We start from the raw sequence: 20,127 nt of genomic DNA on the forward strand, positions 1-20,127 counted from the left end.
CGGGACCGTTGACTGCGCCACGCCGCTTCGATTGAGGATTGATTCAGGACTTCGAGGGCAACGCCGCGGTGTCGGATGGGCGGCCGCCCTCGCGCAGCCATGCCAGCAAGGCCGGCATCTCGGCTTGCGGCAGCATCGCGCATAGCTCGCGTTTTCGAGCGGCATGCAGACGCTTGACCAGGGCTTCCAGCCGCGATGCTTCCGCCCGATCGGCACAGCGCAACTGGGCGGCGATCGCAATCGGTTTACGCGACCGCGTATAGCGGGCGCCCGTGCCGGCCCGATGCTGGGCGAAGCGGCGGGCGACATCGGTGGTGATGCCGGTATAGAGGCTGCCATCGGCGCATTCGAGCAGGTACAGGTACCAGGAATGGTCGGATGGCGTGGTCACTTTGGGTTCGAGATTGAGGGCGCGGCCGCGAAGCCGGCATTGTGCGGCAGTTGCGGTGAGGAGGAAAGCGCTCTGAATTGGACTGCAGCGGCGTTATTGGGCCTGTGCCGCTCGGCTACTCGCTGCTCGCTGCTCGGCTGCTCGGCTGCTCGGCTGCTCGGCTGCTCGGCTGCTCGGCTGCTCGGCTGCTCGGCTGCTGCAATTGTGGTCGCCTTCCGCCGCCGCAAAGCAAAACACCCCAGACCTTGTGAGATCTGGGGTGTCTTGGGAATGGAGAGCCTGGCGATGACCTACTTTCACACGGGTAGTCCGCACTATCATCGGCGCGAAGTCGTTTCACGGTCCTGTTCGGGATGGGAAGGGGTGGTTCCGACTTGCTATGGTCACCAGGCATAAAGGGTTGCCGGACTGGCTTGAGGCCAATCTGGCGTATTGGGATGTAGCGTCGGGTTGTGCTGTATGGCACGTATGCGGCAACACCAGCGGATTGAAACGCACTGGTTATAGGATCAAGCCTTACGGGCAATTAGTACTGGTTAGCTTAACGCATTACTGCGCTTCCACACCCAGCCTATCAACGTCCTGGTCTTGAACGACCCTTCAAGGAGCTCGAGGCTCCAGGGAATCCTCATCTTCAGGCGAGTTTCCCGCTTAGATGCTTTCAGCGGTTATCTCTTCCGTACATAGCTACCCTGCGATGCCTCTGGCGAGACAACAGGTACACCAGCGGTACGTCCACTCCGGTCCTCTCGTACTAGGAGCAGCCCCCGTCAAGATTCCAACGCCCACGGCAGATAGGGACCAAACTGTCTCACGACGTTTTAAACCCAGCTCACGTACCTCTTTAAATGGCGAACAGCCATACCCTTGGGACCGGCTACAGCCCCAGGATGAGATGAGCCGACATCGAGGTGCCAAACACCGCCGTCGATATGAACTCTTGGGCGGTATCAGCCTGTTATCCCCAGAGTACCTTTTATCCGTTGAGCGATGGCCCTTCCATTCAGAACCACCGGATCACTATGTCCTGCTTTCGCACCTGCTCGACTTGTCGGTCTCGCAGTTAAGCACGCTTTTGCCATTGCACTTTAGGTACGATGTCCGACCGTACCAAGCGTACCTTCGAACTCCTCCGTTACACTTTGGGAGGAGACCGCCCCAGTCAAACTGCCTACCATGCACTGTCCCCGACCCGGATTCACGGGCCTAGGTTAGAACCTCAAACAAACCAGGGTGGTATTTCAAGGACGGCTCCACGAGAACTGGCGTCCTCGCTTCAAAGCCTCCCACCTATCCTACACAGATCGGTTCAAAGTCCAATGCAAAGCTGCAGTAAAGGTTCATGGGGTCTTTCCGTCTAGCCGCGGGGAGATTGCATCATCACAAACACTTCAACTTCGCTGAGTCTCGGGAGGAGACAGTGTGGCCATCGTTACGCCATTCGTGCAGGTCGGAACTTACCCGACAAGGAATTTCGCTACCTTAGGACCGTTATAGTTACGGCCGCCGTTTACCGGGACTTCAATCAAGAGCTTGCACCCCATCATTTAATCTTCCGGCACCGGGCAGGCGTCACACCCTATACGTCCACTTTCGTGTTTGCAGAGTGCTGTGTTTTTATTAAACAGTCGCAGCCACCATTTTATTGCAACCCCGTCACCCTTCTGGCGCAGGCCAGTCAAGCTACCAGGGCGTACCTTATCCCGAAGTTACGGTACCAATTTGCCGAGTTCCTTCTCCCGAGTTCTCTCAAGCGCCTTAGAATACTCATCTCGCCCACCTGTGTCGGTTTGCGGTACGGTCTCGTATGACTGAAGCTTAGAGGCTTTTCTTGGGACCCCTTCCGATTGCTTCGCAGCACTAGGCCGCTCGCCCCACATCCTTGAATTCCGCGCCCGGATTTGCCAAAGCGCCTTCTCCAATGCAGGGACCGGGACTTCCAACACCCGGACAACCTTCCGCGATCCGTCCCCCATCGCATCATACGACGGTGCAGGAATATTAACCTGCTTCCCATCAGCTACGCATCTCTGCCTCGCCTTAGGGGCCGACTCACCCTACGCCGATGAACGTTGCGTAGGAAACCTTGGGCTTACGGCGAGGGGGCCTTTCACCCCCTTTATCGCTACTCATGTCAGCATTCGCACTTCCGATACCTCCAGCATCCTTTACAAGACACCTTCACAGGCTTACGGAACGCTCTCCTACCACGCGCACAAGGCGCGTCCGCAGCTTCGGTGACTGGCTTAGCCCCGTTACATCTTCCGCGCAGGACGACTCGATCAGTGAGCTATTACGCTTTCTTTAAAGGGTGGCTGCTTCTAAGCCAACCTCCTGACTGTTTTAGCCTTCCCACTTCGTTTCCCACTTAGCCAATCTTGGGGACCTTAGCTGGCGGTCTGGGTTGTTTCCCTCTTGACACCGGACGTTAGCACCCGATGTCTGTCTCCCGTGATTGCACTCTTCGGTATTCGGAGTTTGCTATGGCGGGTAATCAGCAATAGACCCCCAACCATGACAGTGCTCTACCCCCGAAGGTGAGACACGAGGCACTACCTAAATAGTTTTCGGAGAGAACCAGCTATTTCCAGACTTGTTTAGCCTTTCACCCCTATCCACAGCTCATCCCTAACTTTTCAACGTTAGTGGGTTCGGTCCTCCAGTACGTGTTACCGCACCTTCAACCTGGCCATGGATAGATCGTCTGGTTTCGGGTCTACACCCAGCGACTCAATCGCCCTATTCGGACTCGCTTTCGCTACGCCTTCCCTAACCGGTTAAGCTTGCCACTGAATGTAAGTCGCTGACCCATTATACAAAAGGTACGCCGTCACCCGTTTCCAGGCTCCGACTGTTTGTATGCATGCGGTTTCAGGATCTATTTCACTCCCTCCCGGGGTTCTTTTCGCCTTTCCCTCACGGTACTGGTTCACTATCGGTCGATCACGAGTATTTAGCCTTGGAGGATGGTCCCCCATCTTCAGACAGGATTTCACGTGTCCCGCCCTACTTGTCGTACCCCTAGTTCCACAACGCGGTTTTCGCATACAGGGCTATCACCTGCTATGGCCGGGCTTTCCATCCCGTTTTGCTAACCACACTGCTAAAAAGTACAAGGCTCATCCCATTTCGTTCGCCACTACTTTGGGAATCTCGGTTGATTTCTGTTCCTGCAGCTACTTAGATGTTTCAGTTCGCCGCGTTCGCTTCCCACACCTATGGATTCAGTGTGGGATGACCCATACGGGCCGGGTTTCCCCATTCGGACATCTCCGGATCAAAGCTCGTTTGCCAGCTCCCCGAAGCTTTTCGCAGGCTACCGCGTCCTTCATCGCCTGTGATCGCCAAGGCATCCACCACATGCACTTGTTCGCTTGACCCTATAACGAGTGCGTCTACAACGCCTACGCTACAGGTTGAGTTCTCGCATTTGTGCCGTATTCCAAGTCATCTTTCGATCACTTAAATACTTTGGTTGATACAATCACAACCCGGTATCGCGCGATCAGAATCGATCGTCTACGCGCCTCATCAACGCGTCGCGACACCTTTACTACATCCCATTTTGTTAAAGAACAGCCAACGTGCATGCGCACATCGTCTTGGCCAACGCCAAAGGCAAACGCTCAAGTCAAGCGCTTGCCTTTGACGACTGCCAGGTCTGGCTCGCACCAACAGCAATGCTTGCTGTCAGGCGGGTGGTGGAGGATGACGGGATCGAACCGACGACCCCCTGCTTGCAAAGCAGGTGCTCTCCCAGCTGAGCTAATCCCCTCATCTAAGACTGGTGGGTCTGGTAGGACTTGAACCTACGACCCCCGCCTTATCAAGACGGTGCTCTAACCACCTGAGCTACAGACCCTTGGCTGTAACACTCGAACCAACCGATAAGTGTGAACGCTCGACTTGAGCAAGTCGTGCTCGGAAAGGAGGTGATCCAGCCGCACCTTCCGATACGGCTACCTTGTTACGACTTCACCCCAGTCATGAACCCTGCCGTGGTAATCGCCCTCCTTGCGGTTAGGCTAACTACTTCTGGCAAAACCCACTCCCATGGTGTGACGGGCGGTGTGTACAAGACCCGGGAACGTATTCACCGCGGCATGCTGATCCGCGATTACTAGCGATTCCAGCTTCACGTAGTCGAGTTGCAGACTACGATCCGGACTACGATGCGTTTTCTGGGATTAGCTCCCCTCGCGGGTTGGCAACCCTCTGTACGCACCATTGTATGACGTGTGAAGCCCTACCCATAAGGGCCATGAGGACTTGACGTCATCCCCACCTTCCTCCGGTTTGTCACCGGCAGTCTCTCTAGAGTGCCCTTGCGTAGCAACTAGAGACAAGGGTTGCGCTCGTTGCGGGACTTAACCCAACATCTCACGACACGAGCTGACGACAGCCATGCAGCACCTGTGTCCACTTTCCCTTTCGGGCACCTGATGCATCTCTGCTTCGTTAGTGGCATGTCAAGGGTAGGTAAGGTTTTTCGCGTTGCATCGAATTAATCCACATCATCCACCGCTTGTGCGGGTCCCGTCAATTCCTTTGAGTTTTAATCTTGCGACCGTACTCCCCAGGCGGTCAACTTCACGCGTTAGCTACGTTACTGAGGAAATGAATCCCCAACAACTAGTTGACATCGTTTAGGGCGTGGACTACCAGGGTATCTAATCCTGTTTGCTCCCCACGCTTTCGTGCATGAGCGTCAGTCTCGTCCCAGGGGGCTGCCTTCGCCATCGGTATTCCTCCACATCTCTACGCATTTCACTGCTACACGTGGAATTCTACCCCCCCTCTGACGCACTCTAGCCTTGCAGTCACAAGCGCCATTCCCAGGTTGAGCCCGGGGATTTCACGCCTGTCTTACAAAACCGCCTGCGCACGCTTTACGCCCAGTAATTCCGATTAACGCTCGCACCCTACGTATTACCGCGGCTGCTGGCACGTAGTTAGCCGGTGCTTATTCTTCCGGTACCGTCATCCACGCCAGGTATTAGCCAGCGCGATTTCTTTCCGGACAAAAGTGCTTTACAACCCGAAGGCCTTCTTCACACACGCGGCATTGCTGGATCAGGGTTGCCCCCATTGTCCAAAATTCCCCACTGCTGCCTCCCGTAGGAGTCTGGGCCGTGTCTCAGTCCCAGTGTGGCTGATCGTCCTCTCAGACCAGCTACTGATCGTCGCCTTGGTAGGCCTTTACCCCACCAACTAGCTAATCAGACATCGGCCGCTCCTATTGCGCGAGGCCGTTACCGGTCCCCCCGCTTTCACCCTCAGGTCGTATGCGGTATTAGCTAATCTTTCGACTAGTTATCCCCCACAACAGGGCACGTTCCGATGTATTACTCACCCGTTCGCCACTCGCCGCCAGGCCGAAGCCCGCGCTGCCGTTCGACTTGCATGTGTAAGGCATGCCGCCAGCGTTCAATCTGAGCCAGGATCAAACTCTTCAGTTCAAATCCCTTGTGGTGCCGAAGCACCTCGCTCTTTCGAGCGGTCGCTCACTCTCAGAAAACTGACTGGCTCCATCGTCTTGACGCCGATGAAGCCACGTTTTGCTGTGCGAGCACTTGATAACTTTTGAGCTGTCGCCGATCCCGAAGAATCGACTGTGACTGCCGCTATCGAGCGCCCACACTTATCGGTTGTTCGTTTGTTAAAGAACTCACGCGCCGGCTTTGCCGTTCGCGTCGCTGCGTTGTCAGCAGCAGAGAAACGAGATTATGCAGAACATTTCGCTTCTCGTCAACAGGTTGTCAGCACTTTTTTGCTGCGGCTCCAGCACCGCAGCGCCTTCGCCTTCCCCGCCAACCCCGCCAACCCCGCCGCCGTTCGGCTGCGAGGGGGCGAATATTAAGGGAGCGTGACAGCCATTGCAAGCGCTTTTTTCGGGACCCCGCGATGCCGCTTCACAAGTCGCATCGATCACTCCTCGAATCGATGGGGTGCCAGGGATGGGATCAGTCAAGCGCCAGCGATGGAATCAATCCGGCCCCGCCGATCGATCAATCAGGCCCCAACGCGATCGCGGCGCTTAGAATCGCTGGATGCCGAACCCGCCCAGCCACCACGACCAGCCTACTTATCTAGCGGAGCGCCTGCCCGCGGACGCGCCGCGCCAGCTCGACGCCGTCACCCTGGCGACCGCCCTGGCCCGGCCGATCGTCTTCGTCGATCTGGAAACGACCGGCACGGACGCGCAGCGCGACCGCATTACCGAGATCGGCGTGGTCGAGGTCGGCCCGGACGGCGTGACCGAATGGGACACGCTGCTGGACCCCGGCTGCGCGATCCCGCCCTTCATCCAGCGCATGACCGGCATCACCGAAGAGATGGTGCGCGGCCAACCGACCTTCGAGTCATTGGCCGAGAGCCTGGCCGAGCGGCTGCAGGGCAAGCTGTTCGTCGCCCACAATGCCCGCTTCGACTATGGCTTTCTGAAGCAATCGTTCACCCGCGCCGGCATTACGTTCCGCGCGGACGTGCTCTGTACCGTCCGGCTGTCGCGCGCGCTGTTTCCCTCGGTGGAGCGCCACGGGCTGGACGCGCTGATCGCACGCTTCGGCCTGCAGCCGAAAGGCCGGCACCACGCGCTCGCCGACGCCGAGCTGTTGTGGCAGTTCTGGCAACAGGTGCACGGACTCTATTCAGTCGAGCTGGTCGAATCGGCGATCGCCTCGCTGGTCAAGCGCGCCAGCCTGCCGGCGGGCCTGGAAGAGACCGCGCTCGACGACGTCCCGCAGGCGCCCGGCGTCTATCTGTTCCACGGCGACAACGACGCGCCGCTCTACGTCGGTAAGAGCGTCAACCTGCGCCAGCGGATCGGCGCGCATTTCTCGGGCGACTATCGCTACGGCAAGGACCTGCGGCTGTCGCGCGCGGTGCGGCGCGTCGAATGGCGCGAGACCGGCGGGGAGATCGGCGCGCTGCTGCAGGAAGCGCTGCTGGTCAAGCAGCTTGAGCCGGTGCACAACACGCTGTTGCGGCGCAAGGGGCCGCTGTTCGCGTGGGAACTGCCGGACGGCCTGATGGCGCCGCGCCTGCGTTCGGACCGCGATACCGATTTCAGCCGGCATCGCGGCCTGTTCGGCGTCAGCGCCAGCCGCGCCGGCGCGTATGCCCGGCTGCGCGAACTGGCCGAACAGCACGGCCTCTGCCAGGCCACGCTGACGCTGGAACCGCGGGCCCGGATCGGGACGCCGTGTTTCGCGCGCCAGCTCCATCGATGCGCCGGCGCCTGCGTCGGCGCGGAGCCGCTGCGCGCCCATCGGGAGCGCCTGGCCGACGCGCTGCGCCCGCTGGCGGTCGCGCCGTGGCCCTTCGCCGGCCCGATTGCCTGGCGCGAGCAGGACCACGCGCGCGCCCAATGGCATGTCATCGATAACTGGTGCTATCTCGGTTCGGTGGCCTCGATGGACGATGCGCAGACGCTGCTGGCCGAGCCGGCCCGCTTCGACCTGGACAGCTATCAGATCCTGGCGCCGCACCGCGGGCGGCTGCTGGCGGAGGCCATCGTGCTGCCTCGTCCGTCGACCTTCGAGCTGCGCCCCTGCGAGCCGATCGTCGCCGCGCGACGAGACAGCGCGGCCGGACCGGCACGGCCCAGGCGCATACCCGCCGCGCAGACGCCGCTGCCGCTGTTCGAGTTCTGAGCAACCACCAGCCATCGACGCGCGCCGGCCGAGATAGTCAAGGAGTCGATCGTCTGTACGCCTCCGCACATTGCCGCCTTGGCAATGCGCGCCCGGTCGCATAGCCTGCCTCGTAACGGAACAGCCGCAGCGGGAGCCGCCATGCCTTCGATTCGCGCTTCATCCCCGGCCCACACACCGGCCTCGCGCTGGCGCGAGCGCCTTGCGAAAGCGAAAGGGAGAGCGAAAGGGAGAGCGAAAGCGACAGCCACAGCAGCGGCCACCGCCCTTGCCGCGGCGTCGCTGTTCGGCTGCGTCAGCCCGCAGACCGGCGCGATGCAGTCGATCGTCGACTCGTGGCGCGGGACCCCGATCGACCAGGCCAGTACCCAATGGGGCCCGCCGGCCTCCGTGCAGCCCCTCGCCAATGGCAACGCCTACGTCTGGGTCGACGAATTCCCGCGCGCGCAAGCGCCCGGCAGCGGTCCGCGCGAAGCGCGCGCGCCGACCGACCCGGCGCCCGCCACGGTGGGCCGCTGCCAGCGCCGGCTGATGGCCGGCGCCGATGGCATCGTCCAGGGCGGCGACTGGAGCGGCGACACCTGCTGCCTGACCACCGCCTTCGGCCGCTGCGCCGCGCTGCTCAATCGCAAGCCCAAGGGTTGAGCCGCACCGGAGTTGCGCCGCACCGGATCGCATCACGCCGCACCAAAGCCGCGATGCGATCCCAACCCCGGCGCCCCCAGTTGGCGCATCGGGCCGCGTCGATGCCACCGCGCGCGCCGATGCCGCGTGGCATGCCTCTTGCGATATTCCCGTTCGAGTAGAAGCGGTTAGCGCCGACGCATCGCCATCGCAGGCCGATGCCCCGGCGCGGGACATTGCTCTCACGACCACCGGTCGTCACCGGCAGCGCCATGCGCGCGCCGCGTGTTGAACCCGGCCGCTCCGGCCGCGAACGAGAGAGAGCGCACACGATGTCCCGTCCCTGCCATTCCTTGCCGTCCCATCGCCTCGCCGTACCGCGCCCGCCGTAAGCGCCGGTGCGGCCCCGCTTCGCCCTTCCCTTCGACGACGACACGACACCACAGGCCCCATGAACACGTCGCACCTCGCTCCCTCCTTGGCGGCTGAGACCGCATCGCCCATCGTCCCGCACCGCCCGCGCAGGCGCCTGCTTGCCGGCGCATTCGCAGCCGCGGCCGCGGCCGCATTGACCATCGCACCGCTGACGGCCTTCGCCGCCGACAAGGTCACCTTCCTGACCTCCTGGTATGCGCAGGCCGAGCACGGCGGCTTCTACCAGGCCGTGGCCGAGGGCATCTACAAGAAGCACGGCCTCGACGTGACCATCCGCATGGGCGGGCCGCAGGTCAACGGCATGCAGATCCTGACCAGCGGTCAGGCGGACTTCCTGATGGGCTACGACCTGCAGGTGCTCAAGAGCATCGAGCAGGGCGTGCCGGTGACCACGGTCGGCGCCTCGTTCCAGAGCGATCTGCAAGGGATGATGACGCACGACGACGTCAATGGCCTTGCCGATCTGAAGACCCGCACCGTGCTGGTCTCCACCTCGGGCCGCACCACCTGGTGGCCATGGCTGAAGGCGAAGTACCAGCTCGACGAGGCCCAATCTCGCGTCTACACCTTCAACCTGCAGCCCTTCTTCGCCGACCGCAACACCGCGCAGCAGGCGTACGCCTCGTCGGAGGTGTTCGCCGCGGAAAAGGCCGGCGTCAAGACACGCTTCTTCCTGTTCGCCAACGATGGCTATCCGCCCTACGGCACCACCATCGTGACCATGCAGAAGACCGTCAAGGACAAGCCCGATCTGGTCGCGCGCTTCGTGCGGGCGTCGATGGAAGGCTGGAAAAGCTATCTCGCCAATCCCGCCGCGGCCAACGCGCTGATCAAGCGGGACAACCCCAACATGAAGGACGACCAGCTCGCCTGGGGCCTGGCCAAGCTCAAGGAATTCCGGCTCGTCGATGGTGGCGACGCGGCGCGCCAGGGCATCGGCGTGATGACGGACGCGCGCTGGCAGAAGACGCGCGACTTCATGGTCGGCGCAGGGCTGCTGAAGGCCGAGACCGACTGGAAGCAGGCCTACACCACGCAGTTCGTCAGGGACCTGAAGGTCATGCCCTGAGCGGGCGCACGCCCGCGACCCCATACAAACCCGACGCCATCGCGCGTCATCCCTTCGTATCCCGAGGATTCATCATGCTGGTCACCCGACAACCCGTGCTGCGCCGCTTCTGGTACGCGCTGATGCCGGTCTCGATGCTCGACGACGGCCCCAAGCCCTTCACGCTGCTCGGCGAGAACCTGGTGCTGTGGAAGCGCCCGGACGGCTCGCTGGCCGCGCTGCAGGACCGCTGCTGCCACCGCACCGCGAGGCTGTCCAAGGGCTGGGTCAACGAACGCGGCGACATCGTCTGCGGCTATCACGGCTGGGAGTACGACTGCTCGGGCGCCTGCGTGCGGATTCCGCAGGCGCCGGACAGCCGCGTGCCGGCGGGCGCGCGCGTGCCGGCCTATCGCGCACAGGAGAAATACGGCTACGTCTGGGTCGCACTCGACGATCCGCTGCAGCCGATTCCCGACTTCCCCGAAGAAGGCGACCCCGCCTATCGCCGCATCCTGCAGTACTACGAGCGATGGAACACCAGCCCGCTGCGCGTGATGGAGAACGCCTTCGACAACTCGCACTTCAGCTTCGTCCATCGCGCCAACTTCGGCATCGCCGACCAGCCCAGGCCCGAGAAATACGAGCTGACGCAGCGCGATTGGGGTTTCGAGGCGGAGACGCTGGTGCCGATCCGCAATATCGAAGCGGGCCATCGCGTGACGGGCACCACCGAGCCGATCACGTACCGGCATATGTTCAACCGCTGGGACATGCCCTTCACGCGCCGCTTCGGCTGCATCTATCCGGCGAGCGGACGCCATCACATCATCTACAACTGCGCGACGCCGATCGACGACGGCACGGTGATGCTGTCGCAATGGCTGTACCGCAACGATAGCGAGGAAGACTGCTCGACCGAGGAGCTGATCGCCTGGGACGCGCCGATCGTCGCCGAAGACCGCGAAATCCTCGAAGCCACGGACTACGACGCCTGCATCGATACGCGCCGCCGCGTCGAGTTCCATATGGAGTCGGACAAGCCCGGCCTGCTGATGCGCAGGATGCTGCTGGATCTGCTGGAGAAGCACGGCGAGAAGGAAGTGTTCCGCGTGCCCGTCGTCGGCGGCTGAGCCATGTTCGCGGACCCGCGCGATACCCGCGCCTTCGAGGCGCCGATCCTGTTCGCCAACCAGGTCGAGAAGACCTATCCCAACGGCACCGTGGCGCTCGAGCGCGTCAAGCTGTCGATCCGGCCCGGCGAATTCGTCTCGTTGCTGGGCCCGTCCGGCTGCGGCAAGAGCACGCTGCTGAAGCTGTTTGCCGGGCTGGAAGCGCCCTCGGCCGGCCACCTGCGCTGGTGGGGCGAAGGCACGTTGCCCGGCGCCAGGCCCGCTGCCGCCGACGGCGCGCGCCGCACGCTGGCGATGGTGTTCCAGGAGGCCACGCTGATGCCTTGGGCGAAGGTCGCCGACAACGTACGGCTGCCGCTCGATCTTGCCCGCATGCCGCGCGAGCAGGCCAACGAACGGATGCGGCGGGCGCTGGCACTGGTTGGCCTGGCGCAGTTCGGCCAGGTCTATCCGCGCGAGCTGTCCGGCGGCATGCAGATGCGCGTGTCGATCGCGCGGGCGCTGGCGACGGAGCCGGACCTGCTGCTGATGGACGAGCCCTTCGGCGCGCTCGACGAATTCACGCGCAACCGGCTCGACGCCGATCTGCGGGCGCTGTGGGCCGAGCGCGGCCTGACCGTGGTGTTCGTCACGCACAGCATCTACGAGGCGGTCTATCTGTCGAGCCGCGTCGTGGTGATGGCGGCACGGCCGGGCCGCGTGATCGCCGACGTGGCGATCGACGGTCCCGCGGTACGCGACGAGGCCTACCGCGTCTCGCCCGAGTTCATGCAGCACTGCGCGCGGCTGTCGGCGCTGCTGGCGCAGGCCAATACCGGCGTCGCGCCGGCCGATCCTGCATAGCCGCGCCAACGCGCCTCGAAGGAGTCCGATCATGGCATCCCCCCTGCTGTCCCGTCCCGCCGTGCAGCGCATCGCCGCGCCGCTGGCCGTCGGCGCACTGATGCTGCTGGCCTGGCAGGCCGTCTGCATCTGGCTCGACGTGCCGCCCTATCTGGTCCCCACGCCCTCGGCGATCGCCCGCACGCTGGTCCAGGACTGGGCGCTGCTGTCCGGCTCGCTCTGGGTGACCCTGCGCATCACGATGCTGGCGTTCGCGCTGGCCGTCGTGCTCGGCACCGCGGCCGCCTTCGTGTTCGTGCAGAGCCGGCTGATCGAGGCGAGCCTGTTTCCCTACGCGATCCTGCTGCAGGTCACGCCCGTCGTCGCCATCGCGCCGCTGATCATCATCTGGGTCAAGGAGCCCACGTTGGCACTGGTCATCTGCGCCACCATGGTCGCGATCTTCCCGATCATCTCGAACACCGTGCTGGGCCTGCGCAGCGTCAATCCCGGACTGCTGAACCTGTTCCGCATCAACCGGGCCACGCGCTGGGACACGCTGCGGCGGCTGCGGATACCGAGCGCGCTGCCGTACTTCTTCGGCGGCTTGCGGATTTCCTGCGGCCTGGCGCTGATCGGCGCGGTGGTCGCCGAGTTCGTCGCCGGCACCGGCGGCACCGGGGCGGGCCTGGCCTACCAGATCCTGCAGGCCGGCTTCGCGCTCAATATCCCGCGACTGTTTGCCGCGCTGGTGCTGATCACGGTGACTGGCGTGCTGCTGTTCGGCGCGATGGTGGTGCTGTCGCGGCTGGCGCTGTCCCATTGGCATGAAAGCGAGCTGGCATGAGCGAAGCCTACCCTTGCATCGAAACCGGCCGCATGGCGGAAAATGCCGCGCCCACGCTGCTGATCCGCAACGCCACCGCGATCCTGACCGGCCTCGCCGGCGATGCGGCGCGCCATCCCGGACCGGACATCCGCCTGCGCGGCGGCCGCATCGAATCGATCGGCACGCTGCCGCCGCTCCCCGGCGACACCGTGATCGACGCCACCGATTGCGTGGTCTATCCCGCCTGGGTCAATACGCACCACCACCTGTTCCAGTCGCTGCTCAAGGGCGATCCGGCCGGACTGAACCTGACGTTGACGCCCTGGCTCGGCGCCACGCCGTACCGCTTTCGCGGGGCCTTCGACGAGGCGAGCTTCCGCCTGGCGGCCCGCATCGGCCTGATCGAACTGCTGCGCAGCGGCTGCGGCACGGTCGCCGATCACAACTACCTGTACTACCCGGACATGCCGTTCGACGGCTCGGCCATCCTGTTCGAGGAAGCGCAGGCGCTGGGCCTGCGCTTCGTGCTGTGCCGCGGCGGCGCGACCCGTACGCGCCAGCTCGAAAGCGAGCTGCCCCAGGCGCTGCGCCCCGAAACGCTGGAGGCCTTTCTCGCCGATTGCGAACGCCTGAGCGCGCGCTACCACGACAGCGCCGCCGATGCGATGCGGCGCGTCGTAATGGCGCCGACCACGCCGCTGTACTCGATGTCGTCCGACGAACTGCGGACCTGTGCCCGCACGGCACGGCGGCTCGGTATCCGGCTGCACAGCCATCTGTCCGAGACCGTCGAGTACCAGAACGCCGCCCGCGCGATGCACGGCACCACGCCGGTCGGCTTCTGCGCCGAGGTCGAATGGCTCGGCCCCGACGTCTGGTTCGCCCATCTGGTCAAGCTGGACCGCGACGAAATCCGCATGCTGGGTGCAACCAGGACCGGCATCGCGCATTGCCCGCAGAGCAATGGCCGGCTCGGCAGCGGCATCGCCGATCTGCCGGCGCTGGAGGCGGCCGGCGTGCCGGTCTCGCTCGGCGTCGATGGCGCCGCGTCGAACGAGGCCGCCGACATGATCAGCGAGGCCCACGCCGCCTGGCTGCTGCAACGGGCGCGGCGCGGCCACGCGGCGCGGCCCGTGTTCGAGGGCGGGCGCTTCGAAGGCGGGGCGGATGCCGCCAGCGTCGAGGACGTGGTGCGTTGGGGCACGGCCGGCGGCGCCGCCGTGCTCGGTCTCGACGCGGTCGGCGCGCTGCGGCCGGGCATGGCCGCCGATCTGGCGATCTACCGGCTCGACGATCCGCGCTGTTTCGGCCTGCACGACCCGGCCATCGCGCCGGTCGCCAGCGGCGGCCGCCCGGCGCTGCGCGCGCTGATCGTCGCCGGCCGCGTGGTGGCCGAACACGATGCGATTCCGGGCGTGGATCTCGCGAAGCTGGGCGCGCAGGCGCGCGAGGCGGTGCGTCGGCTGAAAGAACACGCGTGCGAGGCCCCCGCGACATGAGGGCACCGTTAAGGGCGCGGGTAGAGACAAGAGAAAACCGAGGGGCTTGCTGTCGGACGCGATGGTCTGCCCGGTGCGCAGAGGATCTTCGCCCCGCCAGGCCGCAGCCAGCGCGCGATGGAGAGGAGGGACGGCCTTCCGCCGATCACCCGCCCATCACCCGCCGATAACCGTTGCCAAACCCGACCCACATTCATAAAATGCGAATCGTTCTCATTTCCTAGCATTCACCGGACCTGGACCCGCGCCATGGCCGGAGCCCCCATGTCCGCCGCCGAGTCCCTGCCGTCGCCGCCGATCGATGCCCTGTACAGCGACCATCATTCGTGGCTGTTCGGCTGGTTGCGCAAGAAGCTGTCCTGCCCGCACGACGCGGCCGACGTGGCGCACGACACCTTCGTGCGGATCCTGGCCTCGCGCGATGCGCTGGCCGGCGTGCGCGAGCCGCGCGCGTATCTGACCACCACCGCGAAGCGGCTGATCATCGATCGCGCGCGGCGGCACAAGCTCGAGCAGGCCTATCTGGCCGAGCTGGAACAGGCCGCGGCCTCGCTGGAGGGCTTTCCGTCGCCGGAGCAGACCGTGGCCGCGCTGCAGGCGCTGGCGCAGATCAGCGCGGCGCTCGACGGCCTGCCGCCGAAGCCGCGCGAGGCCTTCCTGATGCACTACCTCGACGGGCTGACGCATGCCAGCATCGCAGCGCATCTGGGCGTGTCGACACGGATGATCCATAAATACCTGGTGCAGGCGCTGGCGCATTGCGCGCTGGCGGATGACGACGCGGGCGCGGTGGAGACCCAACACGGCGTCACCGCTGCAGCGTCGCGCGCGCGATGAGCGCGCGTCTTCAGGACGACGACCCGGTCGCGCAGGCCGCCGACTGGGTCGCCCGGCTGACCGCCGACGATCCCCAGGAGCGCGCCACCGCCCAGATCGAGTTCGCACGCTGGAAGGCCGCCGACCCGCGGCACGCACGCGCCGCCGCCCGCGTGGAATCGCTGCTCGAGCGCCTGCAAGGCCTGCGCGAGCACGCCGGCGGCGATGCCCGGCCCGCCCGCGCCGCGTTGCGCGCCGCCTTCGACGACGGGCGGCATGAAGGGCGGCGTGCCGGACGAGATGACCGACGACATGACGGACCGCATGATGGACTGCATGACGGGCCGCATGACGGCGTGCGCGACGGCATGCGGGACGGCAAACCGTCGCGCCGCCGCCGCACGCCACGCCATCTCGGCGCCCTGGCCGCCGCGCTGGTGACAACCGCCGTCCTCGCGCTGTCGCTGCATGCGTGGCCGCCAGCCTATCTGCTGGCCGATCTGCGTACCGGCACCGGACAATGGCAAACCCACACGCTGCCCGACGGCAGCCGCCTGACGCTGAACAGCGGCAGCGCGGTGGACCTGCGCTACGACGAGGGGCGCCGCCTGATCGAGCTGATCCGCGGCGAGGTGCTGATCGACGTCGCGCGCGATCCGGCACGGCCCTTCGTGGTCCGCACCGCGCAGGCCGATATCGAGGCGCTCGGCACGCGCTTCAGCGTCGACCGCGACGATGGCCGGACCGTGCTGACGATGCTGGAGTCGAAGGTCCGGGCCCGCGCCACCGGCGCGCACAGCGAGCCGCGCCAGGCGGTGGTGTCGGCCGGCGAACGCGTCGCGGTGACGGCGGCCGGCCTCGGGCCGATCGAACGGGTCGATGCGAGCAGCATCGAGCAGGCCTGGCAACGCCACCAGCTGATCGCCCGCGGCCAGCCGCTGCCCGAACTGCTGGACGCGCTGAATCGGCATCGCCCGGGCTGGATCGGCTACGACCGCAAGCAGATCGCCGACATACGCGTCTTCGCGGTACTGCCGCTGGACGACACCGAGCAGGCGCTGCAATTGCTGGCCAATGCGCTGCCCGCGGTGCGGGTGCGGCAGTTGACGCCATATCTGGTGTGGGTGGACGCGCCGGCGGCGCAGTAAGTCGACGCGCCGCGATCGTGTTCTCCCTCGCCCCCTTGCAAGCGGGGACGGGAGAAAACACCGCCATCCCGCCCTTCCGGTTCCGGTCGCTGTCCCTCATCCGTCAAGCACAAGAACAACAAAAGCACGGAAACCGCGACATCATGAGCCACATCCATTCCGAGCCCGCGCGGCCTCGCCTGCATCCGCGCGCCCTCGCCGTCCAGCTGACGGTCCACCTTGCCGTCGGCGCCGCGCTGGCGAGCGCCATGGCGCTGCCCGCGCGGGGCCACGCGCAGACGCAAACGCAGACGCCGCGGCAGGCGCCAACACCGACGCCAACACCAACACCAGCGCAGGCCCAGTACGACATCCCCGCCGGCCCGCTGGCCGGGGCGCTGACACGCTATGCCCAGCAGGCCGGCGTCGCCATCACGGTCGACGCCGACAAGCTGCGTGGCTTGCGCACGCAGGGCCTGCGCGGCCGCTATGGCGTCGACGAGGGCTTCGGGATACTGCTGCGCGGCAGCGGCTACGCGATCGGCAGGACGCCGGCCGGCTATCTGCTCGTGCCGGCCGCCACGCCGGCGCCGCAGGCCAGCGCCGCGCCGGCCGATGCCGCGATGCTGCCGGCGGTGACCGTCACCGGCAGCCAGGAAACCGCGCTGAGCCCCGGCGTCGGCTTCGTCGCCAAGCGCAGCGCCGCCGGCACCAAGACCGACACGCCGCTCGCCGAGACGCCGCAGTCGATTTCGGTGGTCACGCGCCAGCAGCTGGACGACCAGAAGCCGCGCAGCGTGTCCGAGGCGCTGAACTACACGCCCGGCGCCTTCACCGCGCTGGTCGGCGCGACCAACCGCTACGACTACGTCGCGCTGCGCGGCTTCATCGACAGCAGCGTCGACAACTCGCTGCTCGACGGCCTGAAGGTGCTGGGCGATCCCGGCAGCTACAGCTCGATGCAGGTCGACCCGTATTTCCTCGAGCGGATCGACGTGATTCGCGGTCCCGCCTCGGTGCTGTACGGACGCGCCTCGCCCGGCGGCGTGGTCGCGCTGACCAGCAAGCGGCCCCAGTTCGAGCGCGCCGGCGAGGCACAGGTCACGGTAGGCAATCGCGACCGCTACGAGGCCGGCTTCGACGTGACCGGCCCGATCGACAACAACGGCGTCGCCGCCTACCGGATCACCGCGATCGGCCGCTCGATGGACACGCAGTACCGTCATGTCGAGGAAGAACGCTTCGCCATCGCGCCGTCGCTGCTGCTGAACATCAGCCCGGACACGCGCCTGCTGCTGCAGGCCTATCTGCAGCGCGACCCGCATGGCGGCTATCACGGTGCGATTCCGTCCGACGCCACCATCACCGCCGCGCACAACGGCCGCCGCATCCTGCGCAGCTTCTTCGACGGCGAGCCCGGCCACAACGAATTCACGCGCACGCAACGCATGGTCGGCTACCAGTTCGAGCATGCGTTCAACGACCGCTGGCAGTTCCGGCAGAACTTCCGCTATCTGTCGTCGGATGTCACGCTGCAGCAGGTCTACGGCTATGGCTGGGCCGGCCCCAAGACGCTGACCCGCTACTACTCGGGCGCCAACGAGAGCCTGGACGCCTTCATCGTCGACAACCAGCTGCAGGGGCAGTTCGATACCGGTCCGCTCAAGCACACGCTGCTGTTCGGCGTGGACTACCAGCACCGCCATGTCGACGGCTGGTGGGAATCGGGCAGCGCCGCGCCGATCGACGCGTTCGATCCCGTCTACGGCAACGCGGGCCTGTCCGGCCTGTTCCGCGCCAATATCGACCGCAAGCTCGAGCAGACCGGCCTCTATCTGCAGGACCAGATCGCGTGGGAGCGCTGGCGCCTGGTGCTCGGCGGCCGCCACGACATGGCCAAGGTCTCGAACCTCGGTTTCGGCGCCGCCTCGCGCTCGGAATGGGACGGTTCGAAGTTCACCAGGCGCGCGGGCCTGGTCTATCTGTTCGACAACGGCATCGCGCCCTATGCCAGCTATAGCGAGGGCTTCAACCCGAGCGGCAGCACCGCCCGCGACGGCAGCCTGTTGCCGCCGACCGAGAGCCGGCAGGTCGAGATCGGCGTCCGCTACCAGCCGCCGCGCAGCAGCACGCTGCTGTCGGCCTCGCTGTACGACCTGACGCAGGACAAGGTCGCGGCGCGCGTGCTGTCGACCCCGTACTACCAGCCGGCCGGCAAGGTCCGCTCGCGCGGGCTCGAACTGGAGGCGCGCTCGCGCGTGACCGACAAGCTGTCGCTGCTGGCCAGCTACACCTACACGCATATGCGCTACGTCGAGTCGCCAGAGGGCGTGGTCGGCAACACGCCGTACCAGGCGCCGCAGCACATGGCCTCGGTATGGGCCGATTATCTGGTGTTCCCCGGCTTCACCGTCGGCGCCGGCGTGCGCTATGTCGGCACCAGCTGGGCCGACAACGAGAACTCGCTGAAGGTGCCGTCGTACACGCTGGTCGACCTGATGATGCGCCTGGACCTGAGCCGCATCAGCCCGTCGCTGAAGGGTGCTGGACTGCGTGTCGCCGCCACCAATCTGTTCGACAAGACCTACGTGTCCTCGTGCGCCGGGCTGCTGAACTGCTACTACGGCGAAGCTCGCAACGTGATGGCGACGCTCACCTATCAGTGGTGATCAGCGGGTGATCGGTGGTGATCGGCCGCTGGCGCGGACCCGTTCGCGTACCCGTTCGCGGCCCGGTTCGCGGCCCGGTTCGCGGATCCATTCCCCGGCCATTCGCCGGTCTGCGCCAGCACCGGCGACATGCTGACGAACCGCCCGCGCAGCGGCAGCACGCCCGGGCGCCGGATCACCTGCTCGACCCGCATCCGCACCAGCCGCTCGGCGCCCGCGTAGGCCTGCACCTCCGGCCCTTCCCAGACGATCTCGGCGCGGACCGCCACATGCAGCAGCGTGCCGGTCTCCCAATCGACGAACAGCAGGCCGGCGCGCGGGCTCGCGACCAGATTGCCGATCGTGTTGAAGTAGGCATTGCCGTTGAAGTCGGGCATCACCAGCGTGTCGTCGCCATCCACGCGCACGAAGCCCGGCTTGCCGCCGCGATGCGAGACATCGGCGCCGCCGCTGTGCGGTGCCTCCGGATCGCTGTGATGCGAGGCGATGAACAGCGTGTCGGCGCGCCGCACCAGCGCGATCGCCTCGTGGTCGAGCCGGTCCAGTACCTGCGGCTGGGCGACGCCCGCATCCTCTGACGGCACGTGCACCGGCAACAGCTCCCGCTGCTGGATATAGCGGGGGCAGTTGCCGAAGCTCTGCCGCACCTGCACCGTAAAGCCGGCTGCGTCGCGCCGGGCGATTACGCCATTGAGGCGATTGCGCCGGCGGGTCGGCAATTCGATGCCGAGCAGGCCAAGCTCGGCGCCATCGCGCAGCGCGCCATCGAGCGGATCGCCGGGCAGCGGCAGCGCATCGATGCGCAGCTGCAGCGGATCCAGCGCGTGCGCAAATCCCGGCGTCCCGGCCAGCATGGTGGCCCAGACGCCGCCATCGTCGGTGCGCGCGCCTGCCAGCATGAACGGCAGCTGCGCGAAAAACAGCCGGTGCTGTTCCAGCATTTCGCCGCGCACCACGCGGCGCCCTACCCCTTCCATCTGCTCACGCTTGCCGGCGCGCTGCTGCGCCAGGCGCTCGCCGGTGTGGAAGGGAGAGCCCTCGTAGGGCCAGGTCGGCAGTTCCATGATCGCGCTCCGCAA

At 65.4% G+C, this 20,127-nt stretch carries 12 protein-coding genes, 1 tRNA gene and 3 rRNA genes; 10 read left to right on the forward strand and 6 right to left on the reverse strand.

Annotated features, from left to right (window positions below; genetic code table 11):
- Nucleotides 1–43 precede the first annotated feature (43 nt).
- From KZ686_RS19305 to KZ686_RS19325, 5 genes are all read right to left on the reverse strand, one after another.
- Nucleotides 44–391: a GIY-YIG nuclease family protein gene (locus tag KZ686_RS19305; RefSeq protein ID WP_265635004.1), complete on the reverse strand. Its 348-nt coding sequence runs from the start codon at nt 389–391 to the stop codon at nt 44–46.
- A gap of 277 nt (nt 392–668) precedes the next feature.
- Nucleotides 669–782, reverse strand: a 5S ribosomal RNA gene (gene rrf, locus KZ686_RS19310).
- 114 nt (nt 783–896) lie between these two features.
- Nucleotides 897–3,771: ribosomal RNA gene (locus tag KZ686_RS19315) — 23S ribosomal RNA — on the reverse strand.
- Between the two features lie 405 nt (nt 3,772–4,176).
- A tRNA-Ile gene (locus KZ686_RS19320) sits at nt 4,177–4,253 on the reverse strand.
- A 63-nt stretch (nt 4,254–4,316) separates the two neighbouring features.
- Nucleotides 4,317–5,850: ribosomal RNA gene (locus KZ686_RS19325) — 16S ribosomal RNA — on the reverse strand.
- The 16S, 23S and 5S rRNA genes sit together here with 1 tRNA gene alongside, the layout of an rRNA operon.
- 591 nt (nt 5,851–6,441) lie before the next feature.
- Between KZ686_RS19325 and KZ686_RS19330 the strand changes: the two genes are divergently transcribed.
- From KZ686_RS19330 to KZ686_RS19375, 10 genes are all read left to right on the forward strand, one after another.
- Entirely contained in the window at nt 6,442–8,046 is a 1,605-nt protein-coding gene (locus tag KZ686_RS19330) for a 3'-5' exonuclease family protein (protein ID WP_265635006.1), read from the forward strand.
- A 315-nt stretch (nt 8,047–8,361) separates the two neighbouring features.
- On the forward strand, nt 8,362–8,691 hold the full coding sequence (locus KZ686_RS19335) for a hypothetical protein (protein ID WP_265635008.1): 330 nt from the start codon (nt 8,362–8,364) through the stop codon (nt 8,689–8,691).
- A 430-nt stretch (nt 8,692–9,121) separates the two neighbouring features.
- Nucleotides 9,122–10,174, forward strand: a complete 1,053-nt coding sequence (locus KZ686_RS19340; protein ID WP_265635010.1) for an ABC transporter substrate-binding protein — start codon at nt 9,122–9,124, stop codon at nt 10,172–10,174.
- Between the two features lie 74 nt (nt 10,175–10,248).
- Nucleotides 10,249–11,286, forward strand: a complete 1,038-nt coding sequence (locus KZ686_RS19345; RefSeq protein WP_265635012.1) for an aromatic ring-hydroxylating dioxygenase subunit alpha — start codon at nt 10,249–10,251, stop codon at nt 11,284–11,286.
- A gap of 3 nt (nt 11,287–11,289) precedes the next feature.
- Nucleotides 11,290–12,129, forward strand: a complete 840-nt coding sequence (locus KZ686_RS19350) for an ABC transporter ATP-binding protein (protein ID WP_265635015.1) — start codon at nt 11,290–11,292, stop codon at nt 12,127–12,129.
- Nucleotides 12,130–12,160: 31 nt separating this feature from the next.
- Nucleotides 12,161–12,955, forward strand: coding sequence for an ABC transporter permease (locus KZ686_RS19355; protein ID WP_149318667.1), 795 nt, complete (start codon nt 12,161–12,163; stop codon nt 12,953–12,955).
- Entirely contained in the window at nt 12,952–14,436 is a 1,485-nt protein-coding gene (locus KZ686_RS19360) for an amidohydrolase family protein (RefSeq protein ID WP_265635016.1), read from the forward strand. The genes KZ686_RS19355 and KZ686_RS19360 overlap by 4 nt, the downstream gene beginning before the upstream one ends.
- A gap of 264 nt (nt 14,437–14,700) precedes the next feature.
- Nucleotides 14,701–15,273 (forward strand): sigma-70 family RNA polymerase sigma factor, encoded by a 573-nt coding sequence (locus tag KZ686_RS19365; protein WP_265635018.1) that lies wholly within the window; start codon nt 14,701–14,703, stop codon nt 15,271–15,273.
- Entirely contained in the window at nt 15,270–16,400 is a 1,131-nt protein-coding gene (locus tag KZ686_RS19370; RefSeq protein WP_265635020.1) for a FecR family protein, read from the forward strand. The genes KZ686_RS19365 and KZ686_RS19370 overlap by 4 nt, the downstream gene beginning before the upstream one ends.
- 143 nt (nt 16,401–16,543) lie before the next feature.
- On the forward strand, nt 16,544–19,048 hold the full coding sequence (locus tag KZ686_RS19375; RefSeq protein ID WP_265635022.1) for a TonB-dependent siderophore receptor: 2,505 nt from the start codon (nt 16,544–16,546) through the stop codon (nt 19,046–19,048).
- Here KZ686_RS19375 and KZ686_RS19380 read toward each other — a convergent pair.
- Nucleotides 19,039–20,112, reverse strand: a complete 1,074-nt coding sequence (locus KZ686_RS19380) for a pyridoxamine 5'-phosphate oxidase family protein (protein ID WP_265635024.1) — start codon at nt 20,110–20,112, stop codon at nt 19,039–19,041. The genes KZ686_RS19375 and KZ686_RS19380 overlap by 10 nt on opposite strands.
- Nucleotides 20,113–20,127: the final 15 nt, after the last annotated feature.

The sequence above is a fragment of the Cupriavidus cauae genome (genome assembly GCF_026210475.1).
Taxonomy (GTDB): domain Bacteria; phylum Pseudomonadota; class Gammaproteobacteria; order Burkholderiales; family Burkholderiaceae; genus Cupriavidus; species Cupriavidus cauae.

Excerpts from the sequence above, each read along its gene's own strand:
- KZ686_RS19330 (WP_265635006.1), top strand. The coding sequence starts at position 6,442 with ATGCCGAACCCGCCCAGCCACCACGACCAGCCTACTTATCTAGCGGAG.
- KZ686_RS19335 (WP_265635008.1), top strand. The coding sequence starts at position 8,362 with ATGCAGTCGATCGTCGACTCGTGGCGCGGGACCCCGATCGACCAGGCC.
- KZ686_RS19340 (WP_265635010.1), top strand. The coding sequence starts at position 9,122 with ATGAACACGTCGCACCTCGCTCCCTCCTTGGCGGCTGAGACCGCATCG.
- KZ686_RS19345 (WP_265635012.1), top strand. The coding sequence starts at position 10,249 with ATGCTGGTCACCCGACAACCCGTGCTGCGCCGCTTCTGGTACGCGCTG.
- KZ686_RS19350 (WP_265635015.1), top strand. The coding sequence starts at position 11,290 with ATGTTCGCGGACCCGCGCGATACCCGCGCCTTCGAGGCGCCGATCCTG.
- KZ686_RS19355 (WP_149318667.1), top strand. The coding sequence starts at position 12,161 with ATGGCATCCCCCCTGCTGTCCCGTCCCGCCGTGCAGCGCATCGCCGCG.
- KZ686_RS19360 (WP_265635016.1), top strand. The coding sequence starts at position 12,952 with ATGAGCGAAGCCTACCCTTGCATCGAAACCGGCCGCATGGCGGAAAAT.
- KZ686_RS19365 (WP_265635018.1), top strand. The coding sequence starts at position 14,701 with ATGTCCGCCGCCGAGTCCCTGCCGTCGCCGCCGATCGATGCCCTGTAC.
- KZ686_RS19370 (WP_265635020.1), top strand. The coding sequence starts at position 15,270 with ATGAGCGCGCGTCTTCAGGACGACGACCCGGTCGCGCAGGCCGCCGAC.
- KZ686_RS19375 (WP_265635022.1), top strand. The coding sequence starts at position 16,544 with ATGAGCCACATCCATTCCGAGCCCGCGCGGCCTCGCCTGCATCCGCGC.
- KZ686_RS19380 (WP_265635024.1), bottom strand. The coding sequence starts at position 20,112 with ATGGAACTGCCGACCTGGCCCTACGAGGGCTCTCCCTTCCACACCGGC.